This is a genomic window from Bythopirellula superficialaquae (genome assembly GCF_059632245.1).
Genome location: NZ_CP197426.1, coordinates 580,174 through 601,232 on the forward strand (window position 1 = coordinate 580,174; position 21,059 = coordinate 601,232).

Annotated in this window: 14 protein-coding genes and 1 pseudogene; 4 read left to right on the top strand and 11 right to left on the bottom strand. The window is 53.4% G+C overall.

Annotated features, from left to right (window positions below):
• Positions 1 to 67: 67 nt before the first annotated feature.
• The 3 genes from SH678x_RS02570 to amt form a co-directional block, all read right to left on the bottom strand.
• Complete coding sequence (locus SH678x_RS02570; RefSeq protein ID WP_496921323.1) at positions 68 to 2,287, bottom strand: serine/threonine protein kinase; 2,220 nt, start codon at positions 2,285 to 2,287, stop codon at positions 68 to 70.
• A 107-nt stretch (positions 2,288 to 2,394) separates the two neighbouring features.
• A complete protein-coding gene (locus SH678x_RS02575; protein ID WP_496921324.1) occupies positions 2,395 to 3,441 on the bottom strand; it encodes a response regulator in 1,047 nt (348 codons plus the stop codon).
• On the bottom strand, positions 3,416 to 7,225 hold the full coding sequence (gene amt, locus SH678x_RS02580; protein WP_496921325.1) for an ammonium transporter: 3,810 nt from the start codon (positions 7,223 to 7,225) through the stop codon (positions 3,416 to 3,418). Before amt ends, SH678x_RS02575 begins: the two co-directional genes overlap by 26 nt.
• 371 nt (positions 7,226 to 7,596) lie before the next feature.
• Here amt and SH678x_RS02585 point away from each other — a divergent pair, with 371 nt between their 5' ends.
• Positions 7,597 to 8,667 (top strand): cupin domain-containing protein, encoded by a 1,071-nt coding sequence (locus SH678x_RS02585; RefSeq protein ID WP_496921326.1) that lies wholly within the window; start codon positions 7,597 to 7,599, stop codon positions 8,665 to 8,667.
• Here the strand turns inward: SH678x_RS02585 and SH678x_RS02590 are convergent.
• The 6 genes from SH678x_RS02590 to coxB are packed head-to-tail and all read right to left on the bottom strand — an operon-like array spanning position 8,664 to position 14,836.
• Positions 8,664 to 10,067 carry a cytochrome b N-terminal domain-containing protein gene (locus SH678x_RS02590; protein ID WP_496921327.1) on the bottom strand — a complete coding sequence of 468 codons (1,404 nt, stop codon included), beginning with the start codon at positions 10,065 to 10,067 and terminating at the stop codon, positions 8,664 to 8,666. The genes SH678x_RS02585 and SH678x_RS02590 overlap by 4 nt on opposite strands.
• A gap of 48 nt (positions 10,068 to 10,115) precedes the next feature.
• Positions 10,116 to 10,640: a QcrA and Rieske domain-containing protein gene (locus SH678x_RS02595; RefSeq protein WP_496921328.1), complete on the bottom strand. Its 525-nt coding sequence runs from the start codon at positions 10,638 to 10,640 to the stop codon at positions 10,116 to 10,118.
• A complete protein-coding gene (locus SH678x_RS02600) occupies positions 10,637 to 10,858 on the bottom strand; it encodes a hypothetical protein (RefSeq protein WP_496921329.1) in 222 nt (73 codons plus the stop codon). The genes SH678x_RS02595 and SH678x_RS02600 overlap by 4 nt, the downstream gene beginning before the upstream one ends.
• On the bottom strand, positions 10,855 to 11,661 hold the full coding sequence (locus SH678x_RS02605) for a cytochrome c oxidase assembly protein (protein ID WP_496921330.1): 807 nt from the start codon (positions 11,659 to 11,661) through the stop codon (positions 10,855 to 10,857). The genes SH678x_RS02600 and SH678x_RS02605 overlap by 4 nt, the downstream gene beginning before the upstream one ends.
• Positions 11,662 to 11,663: 2 nt before the next feature.
• Complete coding sequence (gene ctaD, locus SH678x_RS02610; protein ID WP_496921331.1) at positions 11,664 to 13,889, bottom strand: cytochrome c oxidase subunit I; 2,226 nt, start codon at positions 13,887 to 13,889, stop codon at positions 11,664 to 11,666.
• Complete coding sequence (gene coxB, locus SH678x_RS02615) at positions 13,886 to 14,836, bottom strand: cytochrome c oxidase subunit II (RefSeq protein WP_496921332.1); 951 nt, start codon at positions 14,834 to 14,836, stop codon at positions 13,886 to 13,888. Before coxB ends, ctaD begins: the two co-directional genes overlap by 4 nt.
• A gap of 592 nt (positions 14,837 to 15,428) precedes the next feature.
• Between coxB and SH678x_RS02620 the strand changes: the two are divergent.
• The 3 genes and pseudogenes from SH678x_RS02620 (at position 15,429) to SH678x_RS02630 (ending at position 18,310) form a co-directional block, all read left to right on the top strand.
• A pseudogene (locus SH678x_RS02620) lies at positions 15,429 to 15,949 on the top strand (glycosyl hydrolase family 18 protein).
• A gap of 585 nt (positions 15,950 to 16,534) precedes the next feature.
• Entirely contained in the window at positions 16,535 to 17,206 is a 672-nt protein-coding gene (locus SH678x_RS02625; RefSeq protein ID WP_496921333.1) for a 3-keto-disaccharide hydrolase, read from the top strand.
• Between the two features lie 63 nt (positions 17,207 to 17,269).
• The gene (locus SH678x_RS02630; RefSeq protein WP_496921334.1) at positions 17,270 to 18,310 is read left to right on the top strand and encodes a Gfo/Idh/MocA family protein; all 1,041 of its coding nucleotides are present in this window, start codon (positions 17,270 to 17,272) and stop codon (positions 18,308 to 18,310) included.
• Positions 18,311 to 18,701: 391 nt separating this feature from the next.
• Here the strand turns inward: SH678x_RS02630 and SH678x_RS02635 are convergent, their stop codons facing one another.
• Both SH678x_RS02635 and SH678x_RS02640 read right to left on the bottom strand, forming a co-directional pair.
• Positions 18,702 to 19,997, bottom strand: a complete 1,296-nt coding sequence (locus SH678x_RS02635; protein ID WP_496921335.1) for an MFS transporter — start codon at positions 19,995 to 19,997, stop codon at positions 18,702 to 18,704.
• Positions 19,994 to 21,052, bottom strand: a complete 1,059-nt coding sequence (locus SH678x_RS02640) for a glycoside hydrolase family 130 protein (protein WP_496921336.1) — start codon at positions 21,050 to 21,052, stop codon at positions 19,994 to 19,996. The genes SH678x_RS02635 and SH678x_RS02640 overlap by 4 nt, the downstream gene beginning before the upstream one ends.
• Positions 21,053 to 21,059: the final 7 nt, after the last annotated feature.

Here is a 21,059-nt window from a genome sequence, read left to right on the forward strand (position 1 = left end):
CCGTCTTGAAATGAGAAATCCAAACATTTGCACAAGAATGATAACTTGCAGACTACCTAGGTTCACACTAGAAGCTCTGGCTCAGATCGATCGTCACGTCGTGCCCGCGCGTCGAGGTGGGGGCACCTTGGCTGGGGGCGTTGATCAAACCACGCTCGTGCCGGCCCCACCAGGCGTCGGATTCTTCCACCGACCAAGCAGTGGCTTCCACGCAATGCGAGATCATTTGCGCCAGATCGCGGGCCGTTTGGGGACGTTTCGCGCGAGATTTTTCGAGGCAAGAAAGAATTGCATTTTCCAGCGCGGCGGGGACTTCCAGCCGTGTCCGCTCCGACGGCGGAATCGGCGGTGTGTCGACGTGCTTGCGGCACAAATCCATCACGTTTTCCGCATCGAAGACAGGCCCGCCGGTCAGCAAGAAATATCCCACGGCCCCCACGGCGTACAAATCGCTGCGGGCATCGACCGTGTTCGGCATTTGAATCGCCTCGGGCGACATGTAGAGCGGCGTCCCCGTGAGCGCGCTTTGCTGCGTCATCGACTGTTGCTTCCCGTCGTCGAGCGCCTTAACCAATCCGAAGTCGAGCACCTTCACCACGTCGGGTTCGCCGCCCCTGCGATTGAGCATGATGTTGGCCGGCTTGATGTCGCGATGCACCAGACCCAGCGAATGGGCTTCGTACAGCGAGCTGCAAACCTGAGTAAGGATGTGAATCACCCGCGAAGCCGGTTGCGGTCCGTAACGCTCGACCAACGATTGCAGGTCGATGCCGTCGAGGTATTCCATCGCATAGTAGAACACCCCCTCGGGCGTGCGGCCGTAGTCGTAGATCGCCACGGTGTGCGGGTTGTTGAGTTGGCTGGTGATCTGGACTTCGCGTTCGAAGCGTTCCATCGAGGCTTCGTTGACTTTGTCGACGTCGAGCATTTTGATGGCCGTAGGTCGGCGGAGCATCGCGTGCTGGCCTTTGTAGACGACGCCCATCCCACCCGAGCCAAGTTTCTGTTCGAGCGTGTACTGACCGATTTGCTGCGCTTCGATGGCCGCCTTTTGAGCTTCCCGGCGCAGGCGAGCGACAATCAGTGTGAAGATAAAGATGGCCAAGGCACTCAAAGCCAACAGGGCGAACAATCCCCAGAACGTCCAGCGCAGGATCATCAGCGGGCGGTAGGCTTCGTCGGTATTGATTTCCGTAGCCAAGCCAATTTCGGCATCGGGCAGCCAAGTCCAAGCACCAATTTTCTTGACGCCTCGATAACCGCGATAACCATCGACATTGATTCCAGGCCTGCCTGCGATTGCTTCTTCGGCCGCGAATGTGAGCGGCAGTTCATGCCTTCGCACCTTCGGTCGATGGCCTTTGGTGACGTCGCCACCAGGGTCCCGGATCAAAAGTTGCAGCAGAGAGCGAGAGCCTTCGATATCGGGAATCAACCCGTTCAAAATCAGGCTTTCCTCGAATCGACTATTCGAGACCATTCTGCTTTCACGGTCGAAGGCATAGGTTTCTCCCGATTCGCCAAACTGGCCCAGGTCGAGAATCCGGGCAAATTCTTTTTCAGGTGGGATACGGAACGCCAAAACTCCCACGACTTGAAAACTATCGTCGCGCAGTGGGGCGACGGCAAACATGGTGGGTACTCCGGTGCGGACAATTCCGTGCTTGTCCTTCAGGGGAATCAAGCTGGGAAAAGGAGGGGATAAACTGGACTCACCGGCGAAAGCTTTGGAAATGAATGATTGATATGCGGCAGGAACTTCGCGATCAACAAGCTCAGCTTGATTGGCAGCGATCACCTTCTGGTTTTTGTTGATCAACATAAAGCCATCGTAGTCATGCGCCGTCATGGCCGGTGCGAGGATTTTGCCAAGCTTTGTCTGAAGTTCGTTCCGAGTTTCCACGCCATGATCTTCAGTCGGGATTCCGAGCTCCAGAAGCTGATAGGCGAGTTCGCGGACTTGAATATTGTTGGCAGACGATTCGACGTTCGATTCCTGGACGTTGAACCAGGTCTCGAGCATGGCGGTTTGCAGGTTGAGAACCGTGTCGAGCTGCGATTCCAGGTTGGCTCGCATGGTGCTTTCGATGGCACTCCGCACCGCGAAGCCAACAACAGACAAGACAACAACCGCGATGATCGGCCAAAGCCAGATTTGCTTGCGCAGAAACAACTTGGTCCGCGAGATCGTGCGGCCCACGGTGCTCGTAGCGAACGTCATGTGCGGTCCGCGCTGATCGCCACCGTTGATTGTTTTATCGAACCAAGTCAGAGGGTTGAGTTTCATACGACGCCGAAGTTAAAGATCCGCAAATTACAGCTGCCAAATCTTTAGTATAATTGCCGCTTGAGGCCGCTGCGAAAGTGGTTTTTTCAGCGATTTCTAGCCAAAAGTTACGAGGCGTATGTCAGTTCCAGGTCCAACTCCACGTCGGTGAGCTGGTGGTCGGCAAATCGCTTGTGAATTTGGATGAAATCCTGCTCGGCACCCAAGAAGGCCGTCACCACGTAAGGATCAAAGTGCTTTTCGATGTCCTCGACAATGATGTCCCGCGCCGTTTCGTGGGAGTATGCATCTTTATAAACCCGCCGGGAAGTGAGGGCGTCGTACACGTCCGCCACCGCAACGATGCGTGCCACGAGCGGGATGTCGGTTCCGCTCAGCCCGTGGGGATAGCCCGCTCCGTCCCAGCGTTCGTGATGCGACAAGGCAATGTCGCGAGCGACTTGCAGGAAGCGAGCTTGCGGATACTTGGCGAGTGCCGTTTCCAAGGTGTCGGCACCAACCTGGGTGTGTGTTTTCATGATTTCAAACTCTTCGGCTGTCAGTCGACCCGGTTTGAGCAGCACGCTATCAGGAATGCTCACTTTGCCGACATCATGCAGCGGGCTGGTTTGAAAGATCAAGCGGATGAAATCGGCATCGATCTCGCGCGAGAATTGCGGCATCTTGGCCAAACCTTCGGCCAATCGACGGGAGTAATGTTGCACGCGCTCCAGATGGCAGCCTGTTTCACGGTCGCGCGATTCTGCGAGCTTGGCCATCGCGAAGATGACCATCTCGCGTGTTTCGAGCGAGAGCACGCGAATCCCGGCGCGCAGCCGTGCCATCAATTCCGCTTGGTTGAACGGTTTGATAATGAAGTCGTCTGCGCCTGCGGTCATACCTACGACGATTTCGCGTGAACTGCTGTGGCTGGTGAGCAGAATGATATAAACGTAGCCAAAGGAAGCCCGGCGACGAATCGCTTGGCAGAGGGCCAAGCCGTCCATCTCGGGCATTTCCCAATCGGTGATGACGAGTTGGATATCGCCCCGTCCCAGCGCCAGGAGTGCTTGACGACCGTTCGAAGCCGATTCGACTTCGTAGCCAGCCGACTCTAGCGCCGTGCGGAGCAATTCCAGGCTGATATCATCATCGTCGACAATCAAGACTTTCATACTTCGCATCCTTGGTGATCGGTACGATTACGGTATCGGCGGCTAGCAAACGGACGATCTCGATTTGGCAAGCATCGAAAACGCTTGTCATCCGCGAGAGCAAATCGTGGCATTGCGTGCGATCGTTGACCTTGGCCGCCTGTTCGACGGCCGAGGCCAGACTATAAATATGGTTGGCCGTGACGTTGGCTGCCGCTCCCTTGAGCGCATGAGCACTCAAGCCGAGCGATGCCATATCGTTGGATTCCAAAGTGGACTGCAGCAATCGATAGTGTTCCGCGGATCGTTCTTGAAACATTTTGAGAATTCGCGTGACGGCGGTGGCCGATCCGCCACAGCGTTCCAAGAGCAACTCCGGTTCCAGCGTCGGCTGATCGAGGCCTAATGTTTTTGAAACAGGTGCCGCTGAGTGCTCGAACACCGTTTCTGCGGTGATAAATACTTCTTCAATTTCCAAGCAGCGACGCAGCGCCGCGAGCAGTTCGCGGCGGTCGACAGGCTTGGTCACGTAATCGGTCATCCCGGTGCGCAAGCAGCGTTGGCGGTCGCCATTCACGGCCTGGGCCGTGAGAGCGATGATTGGCAAAGGGTGGCGGCGTAGATGGGCAAGCTCACCCTTTGATTCCGCCTCGCGGATGCGGCGAGTCGCCTCGAAGCCATCCATTTCCGGCATTTCGCAATCCATCAGCACGGCGTCGAACTCGCCTTGCCGAACGGCTTCGACAGCTTCACGACCATTATTGGCGAGTGCGGTTGTATATCCCACGGAATGCAGAATCTCGCTGGCAACCAATTTGTTGACATCGTTGTCGTCGACCACCAGCACGCGGAGATTCTTACCTTGAGAGCAATCTTCTTGCTCGATCAGAGGAGCATGCGTTGCCGATTGTTCCACTTCGGTTGCACCCAAGGCGAGCATGACCGCATCGAGCAAACGCGATTGACGCACCGGTTTTTGCAGGCAGGTGAGGTTGAGCTTCTGAAGCTCGCTAGCCGACATGTCTTTGTCGAGCGAAGTGAGCATGATCAAGCGAGGTTCGCCCAGTGAATTGTCGCCGCGAATCGCGGAGGCAAGTTCCAGGCCGTCCATTTGCGGCATCAGCTGGTCGAGCAGCACGACCTGATAGGGCCGCCCTTGTCTGGCCGCGTCAGCCAGTTTGGCGAGTCCCTCTTGCGCCGAACGGGCCACGGTTGGTAGCATGCCCCAACGTCCCAGGTACTCTTCCAAGATTTGGAGATTTGTATCGTTGTCGTCGACCGCTAACGTCCGCAGCCCGGCAAGCAGGGCGGGCATATCAGGATTCTCAGCGGTGACGTCGGCGCTGGAGAGGGGAATGGTAAACCAGAAGGTCGATCCCACTCCTTGCTGAGATTCGACGCCGATTTGGCCACCCATCAGCTCAACCAATTCTTTGCAAATGGCCAGCCCTAATCCCGTGCCGCCATACTTACGAGTTGTCGATATATCGGCTTGAGTGAAGGAGTTGAACAGCCGTTTGCGCTGAACATCGTTCATGCCAATTCCAGTGTCACGCACCTGAAAACGGACATGACTATGCTGGTCGTCGTTCTCGCTTGCCAGCTCAGTGATGATCGATACTTCGCCATGCTCGGTGAATTTCAGTGCATTGGCCGTCAGGTTCACCAACACTTGGCGCAATCGTTCGGGATCGCCCTTCACGAAACGAGGAATTTGGTGCCCCAGGTGACTGTGGAGTTCCAAGCCCTTATCGCTGGCGCGATGGGCGAACATATCGGGAATCGATTCAAGCACTTCGTGCAAATCGAAATCGATCTGTTCGAGTTCCAACTTACCGGCTTCAATTTTCGAGAAATCGAGCACATCATTAATGATGCTGAGTAGGGCATCAGCCGACGATTTTGCTAGCTCGGAATAGCGCCGCTGCTGCTCCGACAGCGAAGTCGTAAACAGCAAATCAAGCATGCCGATCACACCATTGAGCGGCGTCCGAATTTCGTGACTCATGTTGGCGAGAAACTGGCTTTTCGCACGGCAGGCTGCTTCGGCTTGTTCCTTTTCGCGAATGAGTCGTTCGGATCGCTTGCGCTCCGTGATGTCTTCGACTGTTCCTTCGTAATACTGCAACTTCCCCGCGGCATCACGTTGAGCACGAGCGTTTTCTGAAATCCAAATGACCTTGCCGTCGCGGCGACGGATCTGTGACTCGAAGTCGGTAATAACGTCGTTCTGTTCGAGTAATTCGGCAAACTGTCGGCGACGCAGGGGATCTATGTACAATTGATTGGCTATGTCGGAGATCGACGCTTGCAACTCTTCCGTCGTTTCATAGCCATAAATCCGTGCCAGCGCGGGATTGACCGATAGATAATGCCCTTCAGGGGTTGTTTGAAAAATCCCTTCCACGGCGTTTTCAAAGATGCTTCGCCATTTGGCTTCGGCATGTTCACGGTTTTCGATTTCTCCACGAACTTTGTCGAGCACGAGATTGTATTCCGCGGCGATCTGGCCAACTTCGGTGTGTGGCTCGACATAAACCTCTTGCGAGAAATTGCCGTCGACGCGATGGCGATGCATTTCGGAAAGCAATTCCAACAGCTCCGTGCTTGCACCATGCTCGGAAATGTTGAGGCCGATGCGTTCATCTTTTTCACAAACGCGGAGGTTGAACAACTTGCGACCGAGGTACATCACGATAAAGCTGCCGCCGAAGGCCCATAAGAAGCAGGCCGACACGCCTTCGAGTTGAATCGTGAATTGGTCCCAGCGACGGAGCCCGGTGCCGAATTTTGCTGTGTCGGCAAACAGGGCTACAGCCAATGTGCCCCAAACCCCGGCCCCGGCATGAACCGGAAATGCTCCGATCACGTCGTCGATTTTGAGTTTCGGCAGCAAATAGGTGAGTCCGCTACATATCAAACCACCGATGGCGCCGATCATTGCTGCCGACAAGGGCGACATGATGTGGCACGAAGCGGTAATCGCAACCAAACCAGCGACCGTGCCATTGAGCACGTGACCCACGTCTGGTTTTCGTTCAATGGCCCAAGCTAAGACTAACGCCGCCATCGCGCCGAATGCCGCGGCAATGTTGGTGTTCACAAGAATCAGCGGAATCGAATCGGTGATCGCCAGCGTGCTGCCGCCGTTAAAGCCGAACCACCCGAACCACAGCAGGAACACGCCCAGCGTGGCCATCGGCAGGTTGTGTCCTTGAATCTTGGGCGCCTGCGGATCGAAGCGGCCAATCCGCGGCCCAATAATCAAGACCGCGGCAAGCGATACCCAACCCCCAATCGAATGCACAACTGTCGAGCCCGCGAAATCGATAAACCCTCGGCTATTGAGCCAGCCCGTGGCTTGGCCATCAAGCGCACCATTCCACGCCCAGTGGCCGAAGATGGGATAAATCAAACCGGAGACAAAGAAGCTGACCACCAAATAAGCACGAAAACGCATGCGCTCGGCGACGGCACCGGAAATAATCGTCGTGGCCGTGCCGCAGAAAACCATTTGGAATAAGAAGAAGGCCAGCATCCAAGGGCTAGCCGTCTCATCAAAGAAGAATAAGTCTGTGCCGATCCAACCATCTTTTGTGGCTCCAAACATGAGTCCGAAGCCAAAGATCCAGAAGACGGCCGATGCCACGCAGAAGTCGACCAAGTTTTTGATGGCGACATTAATACTGTTCTTGGCGCGGGACATGCCGCTTTCCAAAAAGCAGAATCCACCCTGCATGAGCATAACGAGGGCGGCGCACAGCAACATCCAGGTGATGTTGAGCAATTGGGGGTCGTGAGGCATGGAGTTTCTTGGTTGCTAATGGATGTTCTTACTAGGGTCATCCGCCTCACGACCCAGCCGAAGAACAACAAGTGCAGAGTTTTCTCGCAGGTTTGCACTGAATCCTGCTAACCAAGAAATCTAGGTTGTCCAAGAGAGGGGGATGCATAATCGCCAGAAAAATCGACGATTCACCGAAAATTCATGATCCGCTTCAGCCGTCGGATTGTCGGTCTATGACGGTTGTGCCGAGAAAAATTGACGAACATATACAGAAATTGCACAGGCGTCATTAATATAGTGACAAGTGCAGTTGAGTGGTGTCTGTGGTCGAAAAGATGGCAGATGCTTGTTTATCCTACGAAACTTTATGCTGATATTGGCTTGGCAATATGAATAACGTCCCTGATCCCTTGTTGTCTGGTAAAGAACTTCCCACTTTCAAGTTCGCGCTCGAAAAGTCGGTGGGAAAAGTCATCGGCAACAGCTATGGCAAGGAAGCAACCGTCGAGCAGTTGCCAATCTCCAAAGGGATTGCAGGTGTTTCGATGCAGATCGAGCCGGGCGCGATGCGTGAGTTGCATTGGCACGCCACTGCCGCGGAATGGGCCTTTGTTCTTTCGGGACGCGTGCGAACGACGGTGATCGATCCCCATGGCTTTGCCGAAACGAACGACTTCGATCCCGGCGACGTCTGGTATTTCCCCCGCGGCTATGGCCATGTGCTGGAATGCTTGGGCAACGAGCCGTGCCGTTTTATTTTGATTTTTGACAATGGCTACTTTTCTGAATTTGGCACGTTCAGCATTACCGACTGGTTGGGCCATGCCCCGCGTGAGTTGTTGGCCAAGAATTTTGGATTGCCTGCGTCGTCGTTCGAGAGTTTTCCGACCGAAGAAGTTTATTTTGCGAGCGGTAAAGTTCCCGCTGAAGAACCAGTCACGCCGCTGCAAGGGTGGCAGCCTCCGCCACAAACGCACAAGTACGAATTGCTCAAGCAGCCGCCGTTCAGAACCTTTGCCGGTGGACGCGAATGGCGCGTCGATTCCTCGCGATTTGAAATTTCAACCACCATCACGGGCGTAGTTCTCGAACTTGAACCGGGTGCGATGCGCGAATTGCATTGGCATCCTACGGCCGATGAATGGCATTACGTGATCGAAGGGCAAATCAGCGTCACCATGTTTGGCTCACACGGCCGTTTTCGCACGGAAACTCTCGACCAAGGTGATGTTGGTTACATCCCACAAGGCTTCGGGCATTCAATTGAAAATATCGGCGACAAAACATGTCGCATCCTGATCGGCTTGAACACCGGTGTGTACGCGGCCATCGACCTCTCGCAGTGGATTGCTGGAAATCCTTCAGACATTCTCGCGACGAATTTCAGCCAACCGGCGAGCCTGTTCGAGAAGTTTCCGCGCAAGCAAGTTTTCATTGCCGAGGGAAAACAGAAAAACTAAGACCCGCGCCGCGTTTCCAGAAAACCAACGATCAAATCCAGTTCTGCCGATGTGATCGTCCCGGCGAACGCCGGCATGTTGTAGCCGCCGTTGTTGATGCGGATGATCAAGTCGTCGCGGGTGAGCAATCGACCGATGTTTGATAACTCTGGGCCGCGATGCCCGCCGTAGCCGTCAATATTGTGACAGTAGAGGCATCCTTTGTAGTGGAGCAGAGCGGCCCCTTCGGCGATCGGGCCGCTTTCCGCTCCAACGATCTTTGCTGGCAGAGGTGGAACACCAAAATCGGGCGACCAGGGTTCGTAATAGGCGTAGATCGTCAGCACGACAAAGGCTGTGAAGGCGGCAATCACAACACCCAAAGCCCAGGGACGTTTGCTCGGTGCGCGATCCCCTTTATTGGAAATGAGTGGCAAGCAGAACAACGTTAGGAATGCTACTACCGGCAAGCCAAGAATCACCCAAGTTTCCAAGCCAGGTGGAAGCAGCGAGAGCGTTGCGAAGTACCACCAGAAATACCAATCGGGCATGGGGTTGGCTTGGATGCTGCTAGGGTCGGGAGGACTCGTGAGGGCAGGGGGGCCAATCACCAGCGCACACCCGACAATGATGGCAACGACAAATGCCGAGAAGACCGCGTCCCTCCAAATCGCATGGGGCCAAAAGGAGACACCGGTGCGGCTGAGTCGTTCTTCGTAATCCTGTTTGTAGGTTGCCGGATCGACGGGTTGTTCGGGGTTTGGCATTTCCGAGACGCCATGCCGCAGCAGTAATAACAGATGCAAAGCAATGCCGGCGAAAATCACACCCGGCACGATAAAGACGTGCATGACGAAGAATCGGCTCAGCGTTGAACCGCCGACGGTATCGCCACCCAAAATAAAGTGCGCAATCTGCGGTCCAACAATCGGTGCGCGACCCGCCATTTCAGCGCCAACGACAACCGACCAAACACCATTGGCATCCCATCGCAAGAGCTGGCCAGTGAAGCCCATTCCTAGCACGACAAAAAGCAGCACGACGCCGCTCATCCAGTTCAATTCGCGTGGATACTTATACGTTGCGTGCAAATAAACTTGCACGAGGTGAATTACCGCAAGCATGATCATCGCCGACGCGCCGTAGTAGTGCATGCCCCGTAGCAGACTTCCGAACGGCGCTTGTTCGGTGATGTATTTCAAACTCTCGTAAGCCTCGTCACCGCCCGGGACATAAGACATGGCCAGGCAAATGCCGGTGAGCACTTGCACGATAAACGCTGTGAGCGTCGCGCTGCCAAAAACATACCACCAACGGGCATCCCGCGGGACAACGTGCGTAAGGAGCGGGACGACGTAATCCGAGAATCCCGCGCGATCGTCAAACCAGCGCCAAATGTTTTTCAGTTTCTTAGCGAACATGTTGTTAGGTCGAGGCGATGGTTGCGATTGTTTGAGACGGTCACAAATTTATACGGGTGTTGTCGTAAGTGGCACGGGGCCGGTTTCAATTTCCACCTGCTCGCCACGCACACGCACCGAATAGCGGTGCAAAGGTTTCGGTGGAGGGCCGCCCGCCACGGTTCCATCTTCGTAATAAACCCCGCCGTGACAGGGACACATAAATAACTTGGCATCGGCAATCCACCGGACGGGACAACCAAGATGCCGGCAATTGATGGAAAAAGCGATGAACTCATTGTCTGAAACACGGCGTAACCACGCACCCGTTCGCGCGGTGACACCGGCCCAGGGCTCGGGCGACGGATCTTCAAATTCAACGAGGACGGTCTCGCCGAGTTTGAAGGATTCCAGTTTGCCGACAGCCCGCCATTTGCGAGGCTTCTTTCCAAACACGGGGGCAAGAATAAATGACAAGCCGGGCACCGCGATCGCCAACCCAATCAATCCCGAGAGAAATAACGTCAGACGAGCAAAGAACGTGCGCCGATGATCCTCATGAGGCGTCGGGTTTGGAGCGTTGCAGTCAGTCATCTGTTGCTCTCCTGCGAGTGCATGATGTCGCTGATCCATGCTCCTAGTGCAGCTATTGCCAAAGCGGCCCCTAACACCGACATGCTCCAGTGAGTCAACAATCCCCAAGCTGTCATAGTGATACCCATCGCCAACGCAGCGGGAGCATAGGTGGGTCTCACGACGGCTTCGTCTTCAAGAGCCGAGCAATCAACGATTGTCGAATCGATTTCCGTCATAGTTGCGATCCTGCTTGTACTGATCGTTGAGGCAGCAGCGAGAGGCGATCATCCATCGTTGAATACCATCGAGACAAGAGGACCAAAATCACACTCAGATAAAGCATACAGGGAGGCACCCACATCAATAACCCGCCCAAATGTTGATCGACCGTGGGAGTGAGGCCCAAGTCATACAGGTGACCGACGATATTGATGCGATCGGTCGGATTTGCGAAGGCAGGGCAAACACTGATGTTGGTAAACGTGATGTACACTCCCAGCAGCGTGCAGCCGAGGCATGCGGAGAACAAGTAAACAATTCCCGCTAAGGGGTCGAGTCGCTGCTCTTTCACCGGAGCGAAAACTGGCCACCAAAACGCCAAGCCGGCAACCACCAGAGAGGCGTCTCTTAGTAACCCGATGCCCGTACTTTCGGTAGCCGCGCTGCAGAGGCTGGGGATATGCCACAGCCACATCGCTCCGATGCCGCAAATCCAACCGATGATCGGAGTGGCGTTGCCGCGAAGTACGCCAGAAGTTCGCAACCGCTGAAACTGCTCCGAGGGAAGGCTTATGAGGATTAATAACGGCACGAGCAGCAGCAAAACCAAATGCTGCACCATGTGGGCGCTGAACAGATAGCCGTCAGCCAACACTCCGACCGGCGAGACAAACACCAGCACGATCAACGCAATCGCCGACAAGATCGCGAGCATGCGTTTTGCGTTGATTGGCCGAAATAGCAGCGTGTAATTAATGATCATCACGGCGGCGACAACCCAGACGGGGGAATTCAGATTCCATAGTTCGGCACTGAGCATGACTATAGAACTCCTAAATAAATGATCGAGAAAACAACGACCCACACCACGTCGACAAAGTGCCAGTAGATGCCGACGGCTTGCACTGGCGCATGCCATCGTGGTGTGAGAATCTTCTTTTGCCCAAAGATCCAAAAGATGCTCAAGGCCACCAGTCCACCAAACACGTGCAGAGCGTGAAAACTGGTGACCGTGAAAAATGTTGAGGCAAACAAATTGCGGTCGATGGTGATGTTATTGGCTAGCAAGCCTTTGTATTCAATCGCCTGCCCCGCAAGGAAGATGACACCAAGGATAATCGTGAGTCCAAGCGAAGCGAGGAAACGTATCCTGCTGCCCGCCCGCAGTCCTTGCTCGGCAAGCCAAAAGGTTGCACTGCTGGCGAGCAGAAACACAGTGAAGGCCGCGGTTCTTGGCACGTTTAGTGCTGTTGCCGCGGTGGGTCCCTGTTGATCTGCTTGCGAGTTGAAGATCACATAACTTGCCAACAGTAAAACGAAGAAGATCGCTTCAGAAACAACAAACAGCCAAGCAAAGGTTTTGGCTTTGGTGGGGCGGGAAAGTGAATCTTCAGGTGTCGAGGAAAATTTCCAGTCGGCGAGTTCTGGGTTCTCGAGATCCCACAACGGCCGCCGACTTTTGATTTCTGGAACTGTCGAAAAGTCTTCTGGAGGTGGTGGAGATGTGGTGGCCCATTCCAGCGTGTAAGCGTTCCACGGATTATTGCCCGCCGTGGGGCCGTGCTGCAAACTGCGAATGATATTCCACAAAAGCACGAGTGTTCCCGCGATCATAAACACGACTGATGCAGAGGAGACAGCGTTAAGCAGCCCCCAGCCGGGAAGATCAGCATAGGTATAAACGCGGCGCGGCATGCCCATTAATCCGAGCAGATGCTGCACGAAAAACGTACCGTTGAAACCAATCAACCACAGCCAGAATTGCAGTTTGCCCAATCGTTCGCTGAGCATGCGGCCGGTCATTTTGGGGAACCAATAATAAACCGCCGCGAAAAAAGCGAACACGATACAGCTAATGAGGACATAGTGAAAATGAGCGACGACGAAGTAGGTGTCGGTCAACTGCCAATCGACCGGCACGGAAGCAAACATGACGCCTGTTAAGCCACCGATCACAAACTGAATCAGAAAAGCGATGGCAAACAACATCGCCGTCGTCAGGCGAATCGAGCCACCCCACATCGTGGCCGTCCAGTTGAAGATTTTGATGCCTGTGGGAATTGCGATTAACAGCGTCATCGCCGCGAAGAAAATTTCAGCTGCCGGCCCCAATCCTACGGCGAACATGTGATGGGCCCACACGCCGTAGCTCAAAAGTACAATGGCCACGCTCGAACCGGCGACAAACGCATAACCGTAAATCGGTTTGCGCGAGAACACGGGTATCACTTCCGAAATGACCGCGAACGACGGCAGAGCGAAGACATAAACTTCGGGATGACCAAACAACCAAAAGAAGTGCTGCCAGAGCACGGCATTGCCCCCGCGTGCCGGTTCAAAAAACGCTGCGCCCAACGAGCGATCGATGTACAGTAATGCCAGCGCCGAGTTAAGCGGTGGAATCGCGAGCACCACCAACAGCGACTGCATGAGCATGATCCACACATAGAGTGGAACACGTTGCAAACTCATTCCCGGCGCACGCAGGCAGAGGATCGTGGTGATGAGGTTGATCGCCCCGGCAATCGAGCCAACGCCCATCACCGCCAGACCAATGATCCAATAATCCACCCCCAGCAGTGAGCTATAAGGTTTTGTGGAAAGCGGTGCGTAAGAAAACCAGCCGGCATTCGGGGCCGATCCCGTCAGAAAGCTGAAGTAAAGCAGCACCCCACCGAACGCCAAGATCCAAAAACTCATGGCGTTGAGCCGGGGAAAGGCGACATCTTTGGCGCCGATCATCAGGGGAATCAAATAATTGGCGAAACCTGTCACGAGTGGCATTCCCACCAGAAACACCATCGTCGTTCCATGCATCGTAAAGAGCTGGTTAAACATTTCTGGCGAGAGAAATGTGTTGTTCGGTATCGCCAACTGGATGCGAATCAGCGTTGCTTCGAGCCCTCCGATGATGAGAAAGACCACCGAGAGCAGCATATACATAATGCCGATCTGTTTGTGATCGACCGACGCAACCCAAGGCAGCAATCTCTCGCGCGGGGGAGTTGTTTCTAATACAGCAGCGGATTCAATCGCTTGCGTGTTCAATCGAGAGACTCCAAATACGCCGCCAGCTGTTGGACTTGATCGTCTGTGAGATTGAAATTGGGCATCTTACAGCCCGGTTTGATCGCTTGAGGATTCTTCAACCACCGACGCAGATTGTCTGGTGAGTTTTGTAGCACACCACCGCCGATTTCTTTGCGACGCGCGAGATGCGTGAGATTGGGGCCGATGGTCATGGTCGCGGCCGTGCCGTCGATGGTATGGCAATTGACGCACGTCTGAGAGAAAAACAGCTTTTCGCCCGCCTCTGCGGCTGACTCGGTCACAGATGCCAGCGTGACGTTCTCGTCGTTCTGCCATTGAGCGTATTCTTCAGGATCGTGGGAATAGACTGTGAAGTTCATCCACGCGTGTTGGTTGCCACAGAATTCGGCACAGCGACCTTGATACTCGCCCGGCCGACTTGCTTCGAGCCAGATGAAGTTGTTGCGTCCTGGAATCGCATCGATCTTGCGTCCAAGTTGCGGCACCCAAAAAGAGTGAATCACGTCGGCGGATTGGACTTCAATACGGATCTTCTTTCCCACCGGGATATGAATCTCGTTAGCCCCCACGCGGCCGGAATGGTTGTAGCGAACCTCCCACCACCATTGATGCCCAATGACGATCAGTTCCGCGTCAGCTGGGGCATCGTGCGGCGGATGGACTTTGGGGTAAGCATTCATCGTGAGAATCAACTTCATGCTGATGACCCCGATCCACAGCACGATGATGATGGGGCCGACCATCCACAGAATTTCGCGGCGATGGCTACCAAAATCCTGCTTCGGCAGATCGACGCGTGCCCGGCCTCGGATGAGGGCGATCACGATTAGCCCTGTGACGATGATAAAGATTCCCGCCGAGATCCAGAGAACCGCCACGAACAGGTCGAAGATGGCCTGGGCTTCGGGCGATTCGGGCTGAAATACGGGAAACGAGATGTCCACGAACAAATTCCTTGTCCCTAGGCTCAGTCGCCGACTATCCGACAACTGGCATAATCCATCAGCTTCTTGCTTACGATCCGTAATACGACAAACGTGTATCCCAGCAGTTTAGAGCTAAAACCTAGCATGGTGAGCTCTTTGTCACTTTGCGACCAATATAAAGGAATTGCATTCTACTACAGATAATTGTCGCAAGAAGAGTGGTTAGGTTCTTTGAGTTAAATAATTTAGCGTCCTAATAGGTTGGCTGCTTAAACAGTATCGATGATGAGAATTTGACTGAAGCAATCTTCTCTCATAGCGAAGAAACTCTTTTTGCATACAGATTCCTCAATGAATTGGGCGACATCGAGTTGGAGTGTACCGTGGAACTATACCCAATCAGGATCGCCCCAACTCCGAGTTCTTCGCATGCGACTGGAATGGATGCCAAGTTTCATCGGGTTAGTTGTGACGGCGATCGCGACCGTAATCTTGGAATCGACCTCGACTGGGAATATCCTGACACCAACATTGAGATCGTTGGTTTTGAAAGACTCTCGAATGGCTCAAGAAGGATTTTCTGCTTGAAGCCATGGACTGGATCAACGTCATGACCTACGACTACTGCGGCAGTTGGGCCAAATTCGCAGGTAATCGTTCGCCGCTGTATGCTTCCAGTAAGGCACCGTCTGGCGAAGGACTCTCGACGGACAAGTCTATCGAGTTTCTACTTGAGCGTGGCATTCCCGCCGTCGCATTGCCTTGGGATTGCCGCTTTACGGTCGTGCCTTTGCCGTTTCCCAACCCTATGTCGACACCACTCTAGCCAAGAAGCCTTCAGGCGAGTCCGCGAATTACAAACAGATCGATCTATTAGTTCAGACCGACGGTTGGCAGCGCAACTGGGATGACGAAACCAAAACGCCTTGGCTTATCGCACCAGACAATTCAGAAATTATCGGCTATTACGATGCTGAATCCATCAAGCTCAAAACCGACTGGGCTAATAAGCGTGGCCTCCGCGGCGTGTGCTTTTGGCAGATTGACGCCGATCGCATGCCTGATGGTTCACCGCGTTGCAGGAAATGGCTAATAAGACTCTCTTATCTAATGATTAATACGCAAACCTGAAAAAAGGCTATACAGTCTCATGACGAAGAATGGATTGCTTTATCTTTTTGGATAAACTTATCAATTAGTAGCCCGGCTGGCTGCGGAACTCCCAGATCTGCCTGCCGCAATTATTTCGTTATGGTAAAGCAATTCGACATGTGTTTTGCCTCGTGATTTCTTAAGATTTCTAATTCACCCAGGAACGATTAAAGGGAACACAATCATGGCGCGACATGACAGCAAGGACAGAGACATTGATCATAAAGAGGCAAACCGAGACGCGATCAATGGTGAACCTGGTTCGCATCTTGTAGGTACCGGATCAAGCGACGGCGATGATTCGCGTAGCTGCGATCTGAATACTCCTTAGAGCCAATGGTGGTTTGCCAGTGATGAAGCGCACGATGTAGGGTTTCGTATCGTAAGACCATCATAAGTCGCAACCCGCGAAGAATAAGAAAAGTATTGGCAGGCGGACATCAGATCGATTAGTCGCGACGTCAATAAGAGCATTTTCGAGGAAGGCCGCGGCGAGCGAGGGTTAGTTGCCCTCCAACTTCCGCTAGCGACCCAAAAATTACATAGCCCAGCAGCGGAGTCTCCATGATCGTTGTTATTTTCGTTTTATTGAACTTCTTTCTGCCGCTCACTCTGTGCTGCGCTGAGGAAGCAAAGTTTGTTCCTTTGTTTGACGGCAAATCTTTGGACGGCTGGGAAGGTGCTGTCGAAGGGTATCAAGTCGCAGACGGCATGTTAATTTGCCGCGAAGGTGCTGTGGGAAATCTCCTAACGAAGAAGGAATTTAGCGATTTCAAATTAAAGTTTGAGTTTCTGCTAGCTCCTGATGCCAACAATGGCTTGGCGATCCGGGCCCCGCTGGACGGTGACGCAGCCTACGCTGGCATGGAATTGCAAATCATTGACAATGAGTCCAAAAAATACGGGGATCTCTTGGATTATCAGTATCACGGTTCCTTGTATGGGATAGCTCCGGCACTGCGTGGATTTCAGAAGCCTACAGGTGAGTGGAATCAGCAAGAAGTTCATTGCCGGGGGAGGCACATTACAGTTACGCTCAACGGCAAGAAAATTCTGGATGTCAATCTTGATCATGTCGCTCCTCATGGTGAGACCATCGACCAAAAGGAACACCCGGGGCTCAAGCGTTCAGCTGGGCGAGTGGGATTTCTTTCCCATGGTGACAAAGTCTCCTTTCGCAATATTATGATCAAGGATCTAAGCAAGTACCCCGCAGCCGAGACTGTAAAACAATAATTCATTGAGTAAATAATTAACACTTCATAAGACAATTTAAGTTGAGCAATCTTTGAGGCAACTATGATACGAGTCGGTATTGCGGGCATCGGTTTCATGGGTATGGTCCATTTTCTGTCATACCAGAAGCTGCGCGGCGTTAAGGTTGCGGCGATTTGTGAAAGCAAAGAGAAGCGACTAAAAGGGGATTGGCGCGACATTCGAGGTAATTTTGGCCCTCCGGGACAAATGATGGATCTTTCCGGAGTTGATACTTACACCAACATCGACGATATGCTCGCTGACAAATCATTGGACATGATCGACGTTACGTTGCCGCCGGCGCTGCATGCCGACATCGTCATCAAGGCCCTTCGAGCGGGCAAGCACGTTTTTTGTGAAAAGCCGATGGCCATGACGGTTCGCGACTGCGATCGCATGATGGCGGCAGCCAAGCAAGCCAAAAAACTTTTATTCATTGGGCATGTATTGCCTTACTTCCCCGAATACGCCTGGGCCTTGAAATCAATACAAAGCGGAAAATTTGGTGGACTACTGGGGGGAAGCTTCCGGCGAGTCATCTCCGAACCTACTTGGCTTGCCAATTACTGGAACTCTGAGCAGGTCGGTGGCCCCATGCTTGATTTGCATATCCACGACGCCCACTTGATTCGTCTGCTGTTTGGGAAGCCGCATACTGTGATCTGTCGTGGCAGGATGCGTGAAGGTCTGCCTCAGTTTTGGCACAGTCAATTTGACTATGGGCCCAAAGGCCCAATTGTTTATGCCACGAGTGGCACAATTGATCAGCAGGCTCGGCCGTTCAATCATGGGTTTGAAATTCATATGGAGCGAGCAACTTTGGTGTTCGAGTTTGCAATTTTAGGCGGTGAAGGTGTTTATTGTCCTAAACCCACCATGCTTGTCGGGGAAAAAGCTCAACATCCCACGTTACCAGATGGGGACCCCATGAATGCGTTTGAAGCCGAGTTGCGTGAAGTGTTGCGTTGCGTTCGTGCCGGTGAGAAATCCCAAATTTTGGATGCATCGCTCGCCCGCGATGCAATCGTGCTGTGCCACAAGCAGTCTGAAAGTCTTCGTCGTCGATGTTTTGTACGAGTGTAAAGTAGACATAGCAAGTCCACGTACAGAGGTGCGTCGGGAAGATTGGGGAACCTCTGCCGTACGCAAGGCCAAGTGAAGCGACTTGCCACGTTGTCTATGAGCGTCTCTACTCGCTTGATACTTACCGTGGGCCGACACCTGCTCCTCTTGGCCTTTTACCGGCAAGCGTTTTCGTCACCGCGCTGAATATACAATGCAATCCAACTTGCCAACAAAGGGCTATGGGATCAAAGCACGGGCCAACACGACTTAGTCATCAACAAGAGCAACGGCCAATCCTATGCCGGGCAACTCTGAACAGCAGTCTGAACTGGCACTGGGTTCGAGCATACTCTGGTATCGAGCATGTACTCTCCAGCGAAGATTAAGAAATAGTGCGGGAGTCCGGCACTCAGTCGCCCGTCAGAACGGGGATGAGCGGTTCGACCGAAGGATTTGCCTCAGAGCATTCGACGGTGCGACAACCTTGGAGAACGCGATTTGCAATCCAAATTGAGAGCAACTGCACGACACCGATGATCAACAGTGCATAGCGTAGTGCGAATGTGTCTGAGATGTTATTGGCTAACAGGATGAACAAACCACAACCAGCAAAGCGGCCGATAAAAAAGCCGAACTCCTGGTTGAAGATATAGGCAAATTTATTGCGGTGTTCGATTGCAGAAACGGCATCGATGACCTGCATTTGAATAGGGAAATAGGCAATGTCGTGCAGCGGTCGCCCCAGCAGCAAGCACACCATGAAGAGCAGTACTCCCGTCGCGTTAAATAATACTGCATTCGCTAGGCCACCTAGCGCAAACAGTCCCAGCCCAATACTGAAGATCACTAAGCGGTGCCTTGGTTTTGCGGTGCGGCCAATGATGTACAGCAAGAATGCGGAAAGGATCCCGCCAATGGCCTGGATGGTCCCCAAGGCTCCTTCTTCACCGACCAAGCGCATGACGAGCATCGCTGGCGCGGTGACTATATAACCCTGTGCCAGGCCTTTTAGGATCGCTAGGATTTGCATTCGATTCCAGAGCCAGTGGAAACGAAAGAAAATGAAGTCGGATTTCGGCGGATTCTCGTAGTTTCCACGATGGATCAGGATTGAGGAAAAAATCGTGAGCAGGAACACGAGGGCAGTGACAATTTGATAAGCGGTGTTACGATCACCGCCAAACCAACCTCGCAGACCAGTCCCTTCGATGAACCAGCCAATCGCCACGGGCACGATGACGTAGGTGTTGGTATAGAAGAATGTTTCAAGGCCGTAATAGTAATTGCGATTTGAGTCGTTGGTTGTTGAAAGGGCCAGGAAGTCGCGATTGGCCCAGAATAGACCGAAGGACATGCCCATCATCAAGCCGGCCATCCCCACGCCAAAGATGCTGAGTTTGCCCAGCGACATCATCACGGCCATGGAGATTCCGCTTAACAACATTCCCGCAGAGTACAGGCGTTTGATGTTGATGTGCTGGAGTAAGTATCCGTTGACGAGAAACGTAAAGGGTATGCCTGTATAGACGGCGAGTTGGTAGATGACGACCATTTTCACGTCTTGCGTGTTACGCATGACGTAGGCCCCCACAAAGACATCGATTACAGGTAAGACAAAGGCATAGACCAGATTCGTGAGCAGCAAAATGCGCATGTTATGCGGATAAGTGAGAAAATGCTGGTACTCGTGTCGAAGTTTGTTCATGCCGAGGCTTTGTGAAGAGATTGGAGGATTTCATTGATGGAGAACTTCGCTCCACAAATCACGCTATCGGAAGCACCATAGTAAATCGTGAGGGCATCACCATCGACCACATGACCGTTGGTAAAGATCACATTGCCAAAGAAGCCGGTTCGCTCGTATTCAGCCGAAGGCTCCATGATCGGTTCTTCGGAACGTGCGAGCACCTTCCATGGTTGGTCGAGGTCGAGCAACAGCGCACCCAGGCAGTAGCGATGGTTGGCATCGGCGCCGTGGTAGATTTCTAACCATCCTTCACTCGTGCGAATCGGTGCGGCCCCGGCACCAACGCGAGCGCTGTCCCACATGCCGGGCCGACTGTGGGCCAGGCAACGATGCTGTCCCCAATGCACGAGATCAGGCGATTCAGCCAGCCAAATGTAATTGCCCCCAAGAAATTGGCTACTCGGGCGATGAAGGACGTAATACTTGCCGTCGATCTGCTCATCGAAAATCGCACAGTCTTTATTGTGTGGCGGGATGATCATGCCATGTTCGCGAATCGCATGCCAGTCAGAAGTGCTGCGCAAGCCGACTCCCACGCCGTGTGGCGAAACCTGGGTGTAGGTCAGGTAGTAAGTCTCGCCGATTTGAGAAACACGGCAATCCTCGATGCCATAACTTTCTAGATCTCCATGCCCAAACATGGCTGGGTAGGCCGCATCTTCTTGGAAGTGGATGCCATCGGTGCTGCTCACCAACCGAAGATGCGACATCGTTGTGAGATAATCGTTGCCGTCATAGTTGATGACCCGCGGATCGGCGAGATTCAACTTGGGGTCGGAGTTTTCAAACTCAAGTATCTGTATCGCGCCGTTGTCATCCAGAATTGGGAACGAAGTCTTACCCGGTTTCTGCTCGGGCCGCTCGGCCACACGCAACAGCAGCCAAGTCTTACCCTCAAAGCGGAACACGCCCGGATTGAGCAGGCACTCGACTTTCATGCCTGCGAGACTTGGGAGAATGTCGCCAGGACTTAAGAGAGGATTAGCATCAAAACGAGTAGCGAGATCGGCCATGCATAAG

Excerpts from the sequence above, each read along its gene's own strand:
- SH678x_RS02600 (WP_496921329.1), bottom strand. The coding sequence starts at position 10,858 with ATGACGGAAATCGATTCGACAATCGTTGATTGCTCGGCTCTTGAAGAC.
- SH678x_RS02570 (WP_496921323.1), bottom strand. The coding sequence starts at position 2,287 with ATGAAACTCAACCCTCTGACTTGGTTCGATAAAACAATCAACGGTGGC.
- amt (WP_496921325.1), bottom strand. The coding sequence starts at position 7,225 with ATGCCTCACGACCCCCAATTGCTCAACATCACCTGGATGTTGCTGTGC.
- SH678x_RS02590 (WP_496921327.1), bottom strand. The coding sequence starts at position 10,067 with ATGTTCGCTAAGAAACTGAAAAACATTTGGCGCTGGTTTGACGATCGC.
- SH678x_RS02625 (WP_496921333.1), top strand. The coding sequence starts at position 16,535 with ATGATCGTTGTTATTTTCGTTTTATTGAACTTCTTTCTGCCGCTCACT.
- SH678x_RS02575 (WP_496921324.1), bottom strand. The coding sequence starts at position 3,441 with ATGAAAGTCTTGATTGTCGACGATGATGATATCAGCCTGGAATTGCTC.
- SH678x_RS02640 (WP_496921336.1), bottom strand. The coding sequence starts at position 21,052 with ATGGCCGATCTCGCTACTCGTTTTGATGCTAATCCTCTCTTAAGTCCT.
- SH678x_RS02630 (WP_496921334.1), top strand. The coding sequence starts at position 17,270 with ATGATACGAGTCGGTATTGCGGGCATCGGTTTCATGGGTATGGTCCAT.
- SH678x_RS02605 (WP_496921330.1), bottom strand. The coding sequence starts at position 11,661 with ATGCTCAGTGCCGAACTATGGAATCTGAATTCCCCCGTCTGGGTTGTC.
- SH678x_RS02585 (WP_496921326.1), top strand. The coding sequence starts at position 7,597 with ATGAATAACGTCCCTGATCCCTTGTTGTCTGGTAAAGAACTTCCCACT.
- SH678x_RS02635 (WP_496921335.1), bottom strand. The coding sequence starts at position 19,997 with ATGAACAAACTTCGACACGAGTACCAGCATTTTCTCACTTATCCGCAT.
- SH678x_RS02595 (WP_496921328.1), bottom strand. The coding sequence starts at position 10,640 with ATGACTGACTGCAACGCTCCAAACCCGACGCCTCATGAGGATCATCGG.